The sequence below is a fragment of the Cystobacter fuscus DSM 2262 genome, assembly GCF_000335475.2.
Taxonomy (GTDB): Bacteria; Myxococcota; Myxococcia; order Myxococcales; family Myxococcaceae; genus Cystobacter; species Cystobacter fuscus.
Window position 1 is genome coordinate 107,607 of sequence record NZ_ANAH02000067.1, and the last position, 12,626, is coordinate 120,232.

Sequence of the window (12,626 nt, forward strand, 5' to 3'; positions counted from 1 at the left end):
GCCACCCCTGGTGAGCAGCGCGGGCTTCTTCAGGGACGTGCTCCTTCGAGGGTAGGCTGTCCGGCATGCCGCTGAAGGTGATGACCCTCAACATCCTGATGGGTGGAGAGGAGCGAATGCCCCTGCTCCTCCCGCTCATCGCCCGCGAGAACCCGGACGTGCTCGTGCTGCAGGAGTGCCTGGGCTGGGAGGATGGCGAGCGCCTCGGCCAGGTCGCCGCCGCGATGAACCTCCCCGTCACCGAGACGCACGTGCGGCTGGGCACCGCCCGCCCCCGCCCGAGTGGCAACCGCTACCACGTCGCCGTCGCGAGCCGTCTGCCTTTGCGCTCGGCCCGCGCCCACAACGACGCCCACTTCATCGGCCACTGCCTGCTCGAGTGCGAGCTGGAGACGGGCACGGCGCCGTTGACGCTCTTCGCCGCGCACTTCGACTCCCACCACGAGAACCTGCGCTTCGTGGAAGCGCGCTACCTGCGCTCGCTGCTGGCGCCCTCGGCCTTCGCCCAGGGAACGTTCCTGTTGGCCGGGGATCTCAACTCCTTGTCACGCGCGGATCCCTATCCCGTGGACCTCGCCGACCGTGTCCGCCGCGTGGGCTTGGACAAGTACGGCCACCCGCCCCGCTTCGACGTCATCGATGAGCTGGAGGGCTTCGGCTGGGTGGATGTGCTGCGCCGACGGCCCGACTCTTCCCGGTGGGTGACCGCCCGGCGCCAGCGCGGCGCGGAGGTCCTCGAGCTGCGCACGGACTACCTCTTCGCCTCGCCCCGGCTGGCCGAGCGGCTCCTCGGTGCCGACGTGGTGGACGTGGGCGCGGCCTCGGATCACCACGCCCTGACAGCGACCTTCACCGAGGCGTGAGCTTCTCGGAGTTCCACTCCGGCCGTACCCCCTGACAGGACCTACTCAAACTGGCTTGGGGAGGAGCCGCCTCGTCGAGACAACCAGGGCAGCTCCGAGGGCCATGTCTCACGGCCAGCGCCAGACGACGCTCACCGGCACGTTCCGGCCAAGGATGAAGGCCCCCGGCTTGGAGCCCTCCTCCATGGCGATCCGTCCGTCCACGTCGCCCAGCACGATGCACACGGGGTACTTCCGGCCATCCGGAAGGATGGCTTGGGTGTAGCGACCCATGACGGCCGGCAGCCTTTCGTTATCCCAGAGTTCGTCGATGCCGGGGCCTGTCCAGAGCTGGCCATGGAGCAGCGTCCCCACCGGCAGGTTGCCATCCCCCCGAGTGATGCGGCTGATAATGGGGCCGTCCCGGTAGACGCCTTCCTCGCCGGGTTTGCCGGGCTGGTTGATGTCGATGATCGCCTCGAGCGGACTGCCCTGCCTGACCTTCAACTCCTGGGACATGGCCTCGGTGGCCTCCTGGGGGCAGTCGGTGGGCTGCGGAGGCTTCACCTGCGCGGCGGGACACCCCAGCCCGGCGGTGGCGCACAACCAGGCGGCGAGGAGACTCGAGGAAGAGGAACGAGGAGCGGTGGGCACGGGCGGACTTCCTTTCGCGGAACGGCGAGGCCCGGGCAGCAGCGCCTCGGGCGGGGGCGCGAGTGTGGAGAGCACCAGCCACAAGGCAAGGCCGAACACGCCAAGGCCCACGGCACCGAGCAGGAGTTGGGTCCCCCAGGCGCGGCGCGGAGGGATGGCGGCAGCAGGGGGCGCGGGCCTCGCCTGCTCCTCGGCTGAAGGCGGGGACACCTCCGGAGCCGTGCTCGCGCCTTCCGGCTGTGCGCCCCGTCCCTCGCCGATGGGCAGTGGCGGTCGCTCTTCTTCAGGCCCCTTGGGCTCTGGCGCCAGCAACCTCGGCGAAGGCGCCACTTCTTCCTCCTGCTCCGCCAGGCTCTCCTCAGCGGGAAAGAGCGGCACCTTCCATGCGGGGGAGGTACTCCCCTTCTCCGCGGCCGCCTCCAGCGCCTGGAGCAACGCCTCGGTGCTGGGGTAACGATCCTCGGGCCGCTTCTCCAGCAGCTTCATGGCGATGTCGCTCAAGGCGCGTGGTGCCAGGGGGTTGAGGAGGTGCGGGGCCACCGGAGGGACGCTGGCGATGACCGCCAACAGCTCCTTGTCTGGCAGCTCCGGATCGAAGGGATGCAGGTCCGTGAGGGCCTGGTAGAGCAACACCCCCAGGGCGTACAGGTCCGCGCTCGCACCGCCCTGGAAGGGCTGGCCCCGCTTCCACGCCTCGGTGCGCGCGTAGGCCAGCAGTTCCGGCGGCAGCAGGTGCAGCACGCCCTCGGGCAGGCCCATGGTCTGGGTGAGAGCACCGGGCAGGCGCGCGGTGCCGAAGTCGATGAGGAAGGGACGCCCGTCCGCGCGGCGGATGAGGATGTTCTCCGCCTTCAAGTCCCGGTGGTAGACGCCGCGCGCGTGCAGCACGCCCACGGTGCGCACCACGTCACTGAAGGTACTCACCAGCTTGGTGGCGTGCGGGGGCGTGCGCCAGCGCCACTCATGCCAGGTATCCCCGTCCACGTAGTCGGTGACGAGGAAGGGGTAGCCCGTGCTGGGACTAGGCCAGAAGTCCACCCCGTACACGCGCAGCAGGTTGGGGTGGGAGGAGTAGGTGAAGAGCGCCGCGGCCTCGCGCGCCAGCCGACGGTAGGTGTTCTTCTCCTCCACGTACGCCTCTTCCGGGTACTTGTCCTCGAAGAGGTGCGCCCGGGAGTCGGAGAGGGGGCGGAGCGCCACCTTCATGGAGTAGGGCTGGCCGTCGCGCTCCACCTTGAAGACGCGCGAGGAGCCGCCGCGGCCCAGCACCTGGGTGATGAGCCAGGGCCCCACCAGGTCACCGGGCTTGAGCTGGTCCGGGTGCAAGGCATGCGTCGTCATGCGTCGTCGCTCCTACAGCTTCACGTTGGGGATGGAAAGGTGCCGGGTGCCGCTCTTGTCCACGATCTCCAGGCGAAGGAGGTCCTCCGCGTTCCAGAAAGGCGCTTCCGTCTCCACCGCCACGAGGCCCTCCTCACCGGGAGCCAGTTGCGCCTTGTCCATGTCCACGGAGAGCACCTTCACCGGGGTGCCGTCCAGCCGGGTAAGGAGCACGGAGCCGGGCACCCACGGTGGCTGCCCTGGCAGGTTGCGCACGCGGACGACGGCGAGCGCCCAGCGGGCGGCGCGGTAGCCCTCGCCTGTCGCGTACTCCAACCCACTCTGGATAGTCGTGCGGATATCCTCGAGGCGTCGGCCCCGCACACCTTGGCGGTTGAGGCGCCCCGAGAAGACGAGCCCGGCGGGTCCACTCGCCCTGACATGGGCCTTGAGCGCTGCGAGTTCCGCCTCCAGTGCCTCGAGCGTGCGCGGGCGGCGCACCACCTCTACCTCCTTGTCCACCACCCCGGGGCGCGTCACCAGCGCGAGCGTGGCTTTCGCCGGGGAGGCCCCGTCCCGGTAGCGCACCCGCACCACCAGCTTCTCCTCGGCCCCCAAGTCCACCGAGGGCTCCAGGGCCACGAGGGTGTCTCCCACGTCCACCCAGGTGAAGCGGAAGGTACGGCTCTCCACCTCCACCGCGGCCTTGTCCAGGGCGGCATCGAAGCGCAGGTAGGTGGTGACGCCGGCGGCCACGCGCACCTCCAGGCCTGGCTCGTCCGGGTTGCTGGGCAGGGTGACGCGGCGCTCCTGGCGCTCGCGGGCGGGAGACGGGGGCTGAGCTCCCGCGGTGGCTCCCATCAACAGGAGCGCGAGCGAGAGCAACGGGAGAAGTCGGGTCAGGGTGGATACCTCCTGAGTCCACCGTAGCAGATGTCGCATGCAGCACCACCATTTGCGGTACGACGAGGGCGGTCGGAAGAAGATCCCAACCGTGGAGGTGCTGTTCCACTGAACTGGAACAAGGGCTGGAGCCTCTTCTCCCCACTCTTGAACAGCATGCTGACAGGTGGATGCTGTACGCACGAAATGGCCCGCGTTGACGCGTCGTTCAGCCTCTATTTCCCGCCGCCTGCTTCTGAATGGAGGCGCTCCCTCAACGCGCAACCTCTGTCGTTCTTTTGCCCATGGTCTGGCGGATGCTCGATTGTCTGGCTCTGCTGACCCTGGTCGCGATGAGAGTGCTTCAAACGGGGATGTTTTCGACCCGCCGTCCTGACGATGTGAAGTGCTCTACACCGCGGAAGTGAGTCGTCGACGCTCCGTGTCTGCTGGGGCATAAGCGGTGCTCTCTCTTTCGAGGAGGCCAGCCGGATGGTTCGACAAATGGTGGTGATGGGAATTGTTGCCATGGGGGTGACGGCGTGGGCCGCGGAGTCGTCGCCTCCACCGTCCAAGCCGCAAGGACCGAGCCCTTCACGCAGTGGCCATCTGCCCATCAACGGCTTGAAACTCTACTACGAAGTGTACGGAGAGCTGGGCAAGTCCAAGACAGCTCCGTTGCTGTTGATTCCTGGAGCTTTCTTATCCACCGACTCAATGAAGCCTTGGGTGGCGGCCTTCGCCGCGAAGCGCTCGGTGATTGTCTTTGATCAACAGGGCCACGGGCGAACCGCGGACACTTCGCGGAAGATGTCTTACGAGCAGTTCGGCGATGACGCCGCGGCATTGCTGCGGGCCCTGAAGGTGGAGCGCGCGGATGTGATGGGCTACTCCCAAGGTGGAGGGGTGGCACTGCAGCTGGCGTTGCGTCACCCCACGCTCGTCAACTCTCTTTGGTAGTCAAGGCGAAGTGGGTGGACGGAAGTAGGTTTCTCGCCAGTCCAGCGTCGGCTACTGTCCCGCGCGCCTTGGCCCTCGCGATCTTCCTGTTCACCTACGTCTTCATCGCCGGAGTCCGCCTCCCCTACCCCCGGTTGGACCGCCCTGGCGGCGCGCTCGTGGGCGCCGTCCTCATGGTGGTGGCGGGCGTCGTCGCTCCCTCCCAGCTCTTCGGCTCCAACGAGGGCTCCCCTCACGCCGTCGACATGGACACGCTCATCCTCCTGCTCGGGATGATGCTGCTCGCCGACTACCTGTCACGCGCCTCCTTCTTCCGCGCCGCCGGCGCCTGGGCCCTCCAGAAGGCCCACACCCCCCGGCTCCTGCTCGTCGCCGTCGCCGCCACCAGCGCCTTCCTCTCCGCCTTCCTCGTCAACGACACCGTCTGCCTCATGCTCACCCCGCTCGTCCTCGTCGTCGTCGAGGACGCGCGCCTGCCTCCCATCCCCTACCTGCTCGCCGTGTGCATGGCGTCCAACTCGGGCTCGGTCGCCACCTTCACCGGCAACCCCCAGAACATGCTCATCCAGGGCGCCTCGAAGCTGCCCTACGCCCAGTTCGCCGCCTACATGGCCCTGCCCGCCATCGTCTCCACCGCCGTCGTCATCGCCGGGCTGCTCTACATCTTCCGCCACGACCTCTCCCACGAGCGCTTCTCCACCCATCCCCCTCCCGTCCCCGTGGATCGGCCCCTGCTCGGGCTCACGCTCGTCACGTTGTTCGGCGTGGTCGCCGCCTTCTTCGCCGGCCTGCCCATGAGCTGGAGCGCCCTCGCCGGCGCCGCCGTGGTGATGACGCTCGCCCGGCGCGTGTCCCCCCGCGAGGCGCTCGAGCGCGTGGACTACGTGCTGCTGCTCTTCTTCGCGAGCCTCTTCGTCGTCGTCTTCGGCGTGAACCAGGCCGGCTGGGCCGAGGACATCCACCGCCTCTTCTCCCCCTTCATGTCCGGCCCCCCCTGGCGCGAGACGCTCGGCTTCGCCGGACTCACCCTCGTGGCCAGCAACCTCTTCAGCAACGTGCCCTTCGTCATGCTCGCGCGCCCCTGGGTGCCCACCCTCCAGGAGCCGGTGCTCGGCTGGCACGTGCTCGCGCTCGGCTCCACGCTGGCCGGCAACCTCACCCTCGTGGGCAGTGTCGCCAACCTCATCGTCTTCGAGGCCGCCCGGGACAAGGTCTCCCTGAGCTTCCTCGGCTACCTGCGCGTGGGCCTGCCCATCACCCTCGTCAGCTTCGTGCTCGCGCTCGCCGTGCTGCTCGCCGAGCACGCGCTGTTCTGAGTCCTCAATCCGGATCCGGCAGTTCCCCGGGCGGCAGCTCCGGGGGACGGGGCTTCACCGGCACCGGCCGCTCCTGGCCCGGCGACTCCGTCTCCGGTCCCGCGTCCGGCCGCGGCGGCACCCCCGCCTTGCGCTCCTTCGGCGTCAGATCCTCGGCGAAGCGCGAGGACAGCACGTCCACCAGGTCCGTCATCCGCTCGCGGAACAGCGCGGGCGTCTTGCCCACCTTGAAGGGATCCAGGTGCTCCACGCCCCCGTCCACCTCGTCCAGGTCGAACGGGTGCCGCCACAGCTCCGAGCGCCCCTCGAGCCAGAACATCCGCGCGTAGCCCCGCAGGTACGCGCCCGCCCGGCCCCCCTTGCTGCGCATGCCGTAGTCCTGGATGACGAACTCCACCACCGTGTCCGCGCGCAGCGTCTTGAGCAGATCGTAGTCCGGCGACAGCGCGGGCACCTCCTCCACCAGGAAGCTCTCCAGCACCGTGGCCACGTGCGCCGGATCCACCGTGTTCAGCCACGGCGCCTCCCGCGGCAGTTGCCGGAAGGTCATCACCCGCAGGCGCTCGGACAGCTCGAAGCGCGTCATCGACGAGACGAGCTTCGCCTCGAGCCGGCGATCCGCTTCCTGGGGCCCCAGCTTCTTCAACTTGTCCCGGTAGGAGCCGTCGTGGAACACGTGGCTGTGCGGACCCGCGCGCAGCTCGATGCGTGAGATGAACGCGGGCCTCCGCACCTCATTCAGCGCGGAGCCCGACAGCCTCCGCGATGAACAGCCCACGAGGAGAAACGCCAGGAGTCCGATGAATGCGCATCGCGTCATGCATCACACATACCCTGGATCCCCGCGCCTACCCAGTAGCGGGCGCAACGGTTGGCGAGCACCCGACGAAGCCGCTCAGACGAGGACCAGATCCTCGAAGGACTGGGTGTGCCGGGCGTCCGTGGCGCTCCCGCCGAGGAGGACCTCGGTGCTGCGCTGACGGGCCTCGGTCAGCTCGGACACCAGGACGAGCACCTGCGGGTGGGTGAGGATGAGGGTGTCGAAGTCCTCGCGGGGCAGCCGCAACAGCGAGGCGTTGCGCACCGCCGTCACCGTGGCGGTGGCGGGCGTCTTGTTCAGCAGGGACATCTCGCCGAACAGCTCGCCTTCGCGCAGGTGGGCCAGGGGCTGGCCCCCCTTGCTCACGGCCACCTCGCCGGAGAGCACCACGTAGAGGCCATCCACCCTCTGGCCCTCGTGGATGAGCACCTCGCCGCGGCGCACCTCCCGGGCCCGGAAGCGCTCCACCAGCTCGCGCCGGTCCTTGCGCCCGAAGGGCTGGAAGAGCGCCGAGGTGTTCATCACCTGCGACAGGAGCCGCTGCCGGCAGAAGCGCCGCAGCGCCCGCGCCACCTGGGGATTGAGGCGCGCGAGATCCCCGAGCACCGGGGCGGAGATCTCCAACACCTGCGTCTCCTCGGCGGCGCCCACCACCGACGCCGAGCGCGGCGCCCCGGACAGGAGCGCCATCTCGCCGAAGAAGGCCCCCTCGCCCAGCACGGCCAGCTCGCGGGTCGTCCCGTCGGATTCGCGCACGATGCGCACGCGGCCCGAGCAGATGACATAGAAGGCATTGCCCCGGCTGCCCTGCTCGATGATGCGCGCGCCCTCGGGGAAGCGGCGCAGCGGGCAGCGCTCGAAGAGCGCGATGAAGGCCTCGCGCGGCAGGTCCGAGAACAGGGGGATCTCCGGCAGCGCCCGCTCGCCCATGGGGGGCGCCGACACGGGCTCCTCGCCTCCCCCGCGCCCGGGCGCATGCGCCGCCGCCAGCTCCACGGCATGCAGCAGCGAGTCCGCCTCGATGACGAGCTCCGGAAAGGACGCACTCGGGGGCGCCTCGGGGGGCACCGGTGCCGCGGGGGGGAGCGGTGCCTCGGAGGGCGTGCGGATCGCCGGCACTTCCATCGTGCGCCGGCGCAGGCCCGGCGGAGACGGAGATGGAGGCGGGGGCGGCTGAGCGGGCGGTGGGGGGGGTCGCTCGGGGAGGGAGGCCTCCAGGGCCTCGTCGATCTCGGGAGGCAGATCGATGAACAGCGCGGTCCGGGGCGGGGGCGCGGGAGGCGCTGGGGGAACGGGCGTCCCGCCCCGGCGCGCGTAGAGGCTCGCGAGCGTGTGCTGGACGCCCTGATGGGAGGGATCCAGCTCCAGGATGCGCTTGCTGGTGGCGATGGCGCGCGGCAGGAGGCCCTCGCGGGCGAACCCCTCGGCGGCGGCCTGGTAGGCGAGGATGGCGCGGCGCGAATCTCCGCCCTTCACCCAGGTGTCGCCCAAGCGCAGCCGCGACTGGTGATCCTGGGGCTCCAGCGCGCAATAGGCCTCGAGCAGCTCGGCGGCCTTGCCGAAGCGGCCCCTGGCGATCGCCTCGTTGGCCTGATCCCTGAGCCGCCGGGCCTCCATATCAGCGGGAGCCCTCGGCGGCGGTCGCCGTCTTCGACAGGGCGAACGTGGCGGCCTCGCGGACCCGGCGGTAGTAGTCGCCCTTGAGCGCGTCCAGGGCGCCGGCCTGCTCCCCCGTGCCCGTGCGCGCCAGCGCGGCGGCGGCCGCGGCGCGGATCTCCGGCAGATCATGGTACAGGTCGCGCGCCACCACCTCGGCCACCGAGCCATCGCCCACTTCCCCGAGCGCGGTGAGCAGTTCCCGGCGGCCGACGCTCGTGGGCTCCTCCAGCGCCTTGACCAGCACGGGCACGGCCTGTTTCGCCTTGAGCCGGCCGAGGAGCGTGGCGGCCAGCACCGACTCGGGACCGCCCTCGGACACCACGGTGTTCAACGCCTCCACCGCGGAGGGCGGCGCCCCGGTGTGGGTGAGCGCGTCGAGCAACACCAGCTTCTCGTTGCTGATCTTGGGCAGCAGCTCCACCAGGACGGCCTGACCGGCCTCGCCCTGCTCGGCGAGCGCCCGGGCCAGGGCCTTGATGAGTTCCCGGTCGGGATCGAACATGCCGTCCCGGGCGGCGGCCACGCCCTCGGGCCCCAGCCGCGTGAGGCCCACCAGGGCGGCGGTGCGCAGCGTCACGCTGGATTCCTGGGTGAAGCCCTTGAGCAGCTCCATCGCCCCGGGAGCACGCACGGCGCCGAGCGCGCGCAACAGTCCGGCCAGGGGCTCCAGGCGCGAGGCATCCACGTCGTCGAAGAGCTCCGAGGGGGGACGCGGCTGCACCAGCGGCCGGCCCAGTTCGCGTGCCTTGGCGGCGTTGAGCGCCTTCACGCGCGACATGAGGCCGGACTGCTTCTCCTTCGTCAGCGCCTCGCGGTCCGCCTCGGTGGCGGCCGGCAGGCTGGGATCGAAGCCCTGGCCGTACTTCTCGGGCAGGGGCTGGGAGATCCAGTCCTGGCGGGCGGCCTTCACGGCGGCGAGTTCCTGCTCATAGGCCTTCTGCAGCACGGGCGCGGAGGAGGAGTCCGCGATGGCCGCGACCGCGTCCACGGCGAGCGCGCGCAGCGAGGCCTCCGGCTGGGAGACGAAAGGCAGCACCTTGGGGAGCAGCTCCTTGGCGGAGGGGCCGAGGCCCACCACCGCCTGGAGTCCACTGGCGGCGGTGGGGAGGCGGGACAGCCGCTCGGCGATGGGCTCGAGCGGGCAGCCTCCGCGATCGCGCATGGCGCGAGCGACGCGGATGGCGTCGGCGGTGACGGCGTCCAGCGCGACGGCGCACAGCGCGGCGTCCGTCTGGGGCTGGCGGGGCAGCTCCAGCAGGCCGTCCATGGCCAGGGGGCTCACCGCGCTCTTCTCCCCGGCCACGGCCTGCAACCGGACGATCGCCTGGGGCTCCTGGAGCCGCACGAGCGCGGTGATGGCGGACTCGCGCAGCTCGGGGAAGCTCTCGTCCAACAGGGGGAGGATGGCGGGCGCGGCGCGCTTGTCACCCAGGTCCCCCAGGCCCCGCACCGCCGCGGCGGCGAGGACGACCTGGCTGTCACGCACCAGCGGCAGGAGCCGGTTGAAGGCCTCGGGGCGGCCACTCTTGCCCAGCTCCTCGGCGGCCCCCACGCGCTCGGGCAGCGAGCCCTCGGACAGGGTGAGCAGGTTGCGCTCCCAGATGCCCTTGGATTCGGCGGCGACGACCTCGGCCATGGGGCCCGGCACGTTCGCCTGCATGAGCGCCTGGACGATGACCTGCCGGGTCTGCCGGCCGCGGCGGCCGTACTGCAGGGTGAGGTAGGCCTTGGCCTTGTCGTTCTTCACCTGCGCGAGCGCCATGGCCGCCTTGCCCTGGACGTCCACGTCGGAGTCCTCGAGCAGCTCGCCGAGCAGATCCACCACGCGGGGATCCTGGCTCTTGCCGAGCGCGGCGGCGGCCTCGCCCCGGACGATGGCGGCCATGTCCTTGGCGGCGCGCGTGAAGAGGGCGAGATCCTCGGAGCGTGACTCCTCGGCCAGCTTCTTCACGGCGAGCGCTCGCACCTCGGGGCGAGGGCTCTGCAGATCCGCCAGGAGTTGATCCCTGTTGCCACTGCACCCGGAGGACACGAGGAGGGCCAGGACGACGAAGAGGGGGCGCGCGCCGGTTCGCATCGTGCGGCGGGTTATATCAGCGGCGCGCGCGAGCGCCCAACTCAGCGACCCTTACGGGGCCCTCGCCCCCTGGGCGCCCCAGCACCCTCACGCGGGGGGCGGGCCTTGCCGAACGAGCCTCCCGCTCCTCCGAAGGTCTTCCGAGCGGGCCTCTCACCGATGTCGCCGCGCGGTCCGGACCGAGGAGCCCGGGCGGGAACCCGGCGCTCGGCGGTCGGATCCGCATTGAAGGATCCACGCTCGGGCCGCTCACCCCGCCCGGCACCCGCGCCGAAGGACTTGCGGGCTGGACGCTCACCGCGCTCGGCATCGGCCCCGAAGGACCTGCGCTCGGGCCGCTCGCCGCGCCCAGCACCCGCGCCGAAAGGCTTGCGAGCAGGACGCTCCCCGCGCTCGGCTCCCGCCCCGAAAGGCTTGCGAACAGGACGCTCCCCGCGCTCGGCTCCCGCCCCGAAAGGCTTGCGGGCCGGACGCTCGCCGCGCTCGGCTCCCGCCCCGAAAGGCTTGCGGGCCGGACGCTCGCCGCGCTCGGCATCCGCGCCGAAGGACCTGCGCTCGGGACGCTCGCCGCGTCCAGCACCCGCGCCGAAGGGCTTGCGGGCCGGACGCTCACCGCGCTCGGCATCCGCGCCGAAGGACCTGCGCTCGGGACGCTCGCCGCGCCCGGCCCCTGCCCCTGCCCCGAAAGGCTTGCGGGCCGGACGCTCGCCACGCTCGGCATCCGCGCCGAAGGACCTGCGCTCGGGACGCTCGCCGCGCCCGGCCCCTGCCCCGAAAGGCTTGCGGGCCGGACGCTCACCGCGCTCGGCATCCGCCCCGAAGGACTTGCGCTCGGGCCGCTCGCCCCGCCCGGCCCCTGCCCCGAAAGGCTTGCGGGCCGGACGCTCGCCGCGCTCGGCATCCGCCCCGAAGGACTTGCGCTCGGGCCGCTCGCCCCGCCCGGCGCCCGCTCCGAAGGACTTGCGCGCGGGCCGCTCACCGCGCCCGGCGCCCGCGCCGAAGGGCTTGCGGGCCGGACGCTCACCGCGCTCGGCGCCCGCTCCGAAGGACTTGCGCGCGGGACGCTCGCTCCGCTCCTCGCTCGGCGCCTCCTGCTCATCCTCCCGAGGCGTCCACGTGTTGCGCTCGGCACGGCCACCGGCCGCGCTCCGGAACGCTGGCCGAGAGCCGCCCTCTCGCGGACCGGCCTCCCGACGCTCGGGACGGCCCGCGGGGGCCCGCGCCGGCTTGCGCTCCTCGCGCCGCGGCGCCGCCGCCTCCTCGCTCACCTCGTCGTCATCGTCCGCATCCCCCTCGAAGCCCGGCGCCGAGCGCCCATGCCGCCGGGGAGGCAGCTTCGGCTCCTTGTCCGCGGGCGTGGCCTTGCCATCCGCCACCTCTTGCAACTGGCGTACCTGGGAATCGGAGAGCGGCCGCAGCTCGCCGGGACGCAGCGTGTCGACGGAGACGCCCGCGTAGGAAGGCCGGTACAGGCGCACCACCGGAGCGCCCACCGCGGCGCACAGGCGCTTGACGAGGTGCGGGCGGCCCTCGGCCACCACGAGCTTGAGCCACGTGTTGCGCTCGGCCCGCTCGAACACGTCCACGGACAGGGGCGTCGCCATGCCGTCCTCGAGCCGCACGCCGCCGCGCAGCTTGTCCAGCGTGGCCGCGTCCGGCGAGCCCTTCACCTTGGCCAGGTAGGTGCGCGGCACCTGGAAGCTCGGGTGCGTGAGCTTGTGCGCGAGCGCCCCATCGTCCGTGACGAGCAGCGCCCCTTCCGCGTCGTAGTCCAACCGGCCCACGGGGAAGAGCCGCTTGCCCGTCTGCTCGATATAGCTGGCCACCGTGGGGCGGCCCTGGGGATCCGACAGCGTCGTCACGACGCCCACCGGCTTGTAGAGCAGGAAGTACGAGCTCTCCTCGGGCGGCGTGACGAGCGAGCCGTCCACCATGACCAGGTCTCCCGGGGACACCTTGGAGCCCAGCTCGGTGACCTTCTCGTTGTTCACCGTCACGCGCCCGCTGGTGATGAGCTCCTCGGCGTGCCGACGCGAGGCCACTCCCGCGCGCGCGAGGTACTTCTGCAAACGTTCTGCCGCCATGTCCTACACCTT

The 12,626-nt window shown here is 71.2% G+C and carries 9 protein-coding genes; 3 read left to right on the forward strand and 6 right to left on the reverse strand.

Annotated features, from left to right (window positions below; genetic code table 11):
* Positions 1 to 80 precede the first annotated feature (80 nt).
* Positions 81 to 863: an endonuclease/exonuclease/phosphatase family protein gene (locus D187_RS44440; RefSeq protein WP_281171838.1), complete on the forward strand. Its 783-nt coding sequence runs from the start codon at positions 81 to 83 to the stop codon at positions 861 to 863.
* A gap of 108 nt (positions 864 to 971) precedes the next feature.
* Here D187_RS44440 and D187_RS44445 read toward each other — a convergent pair whose 3' ends face one another.
* Positions 972 to 2,837 carry a serine/threonine protein kinase gene (locus tag D187_RS44445; protein ID WP_002631318.1) on the reverse strand — a complete coding sequence of 622 codons (1,866 nt, stop codon included), beginning with the start codon at positions 2,835 to 2,837 and terminating at the stop codon, positions 972 to 974.
* A gap of 12 nt (positions 2,838 to 2,849) precedes the next feature.
* Positions 2,850 to 3,758, reverse strand: coding sequence for a DUF2381 family protein (locus D187_RS44450; protein WP_155894021.1), 909 nt, complete (start codon positions 3,756 to 3,758; stop codon positions 2,850 to 2,852).
* 432 nt (positions 3,759 to 4,190) lie between these two features.
* Between D187_RS44450 and D187_RS44455 the strand changes: the two genes are divergently transcribed.
* A complete protein-coding gene (locus tag D187_RS44455) occupies positions 4,191 to 4,658 on the forward strand; it encodes an alpha/beta fold hydrolase (RefSeq protein ID WP_002631320.1) in 468 nt (155 codons plus the stop codon).
* 68 nt (positions 4,659 to 4,726) lie between these two features.
* Positions 4,727 to 5,974, forward strand: a complete 1,248-nt coding sequence (locus D187_RS44460; protein WP_002631321.1) for an ArsB/NhaD family transporter — start codon at positions 4,727 to 4,729, stop codon at positions 5,972 to 5,974.
* A gap of 4 nt (positions 5,975 to 5,978) precedes the next feature.
* Here D187_RS44460 and D187_RS44465 read toward each other — a convergent pair whose 3' ends face one another.
* The 4 genes from D187_RS44465 to D187_RS44480 all read right to left on the reverse strand — a co-directional run bounded on the left by D187_RS44465 (position 5,979) and on the right by D187_RS44480 (position 12,614).
* The gene (locus D187_RS44465) at positions 5,979 to 6,794 is read right to left on the reverse strand and encodes a hypothetical protein (RefSeq protein ID WP_002631322.1); all 816 of its coding nucleotides are present in this window, start codon (positions 6,792 to 6,794) and stop codon (positions 5,979 to 5,981) included.
* Between the two features lie 75 nt (positions 6,795 to 6,869).
* The gene (locus D187_RS44470) at positions 6,870 to 8,411 is read right to left on the reverse strand and encodes a cyclic nucleotide-binding domain-containing protein (protein WP_002631323.1); all 1,542 of its coding nucleotides are present in this window, start codon (positions 8,409 to 8,411) and stop codon (positions 6,870 to 6,872) included.
* A 1-nt stretch (position 8,412) separates the two neighbouring features.
* Positions 8,413 to 10,530: a HEAT repeat domain-containing protein gene (locus D187_RS44475; protein ID WP_002631324.1), complete on the reverse strand. Its 2,118-nt coding sequence runs from the start codon at positions 10,528 to 10,530 to the stop codon at positions 8,413 to 8,415.
* Between the two features lie 41 nt (positions 10,531 to 10,571).
* Positions 10,572 to 12,614, reverse strand: coding sequence for a pseudouridine synthase (locus tag D187_RS44480; RefSeq protein ID WP_002631325.1), 2,043 nt, complete (start codon positions 12,612 to 12,614; stop codon positions 10,572 to 10,574).
* Positions 12,615 to 12,626: the final 12 nt, after the last annotated feature.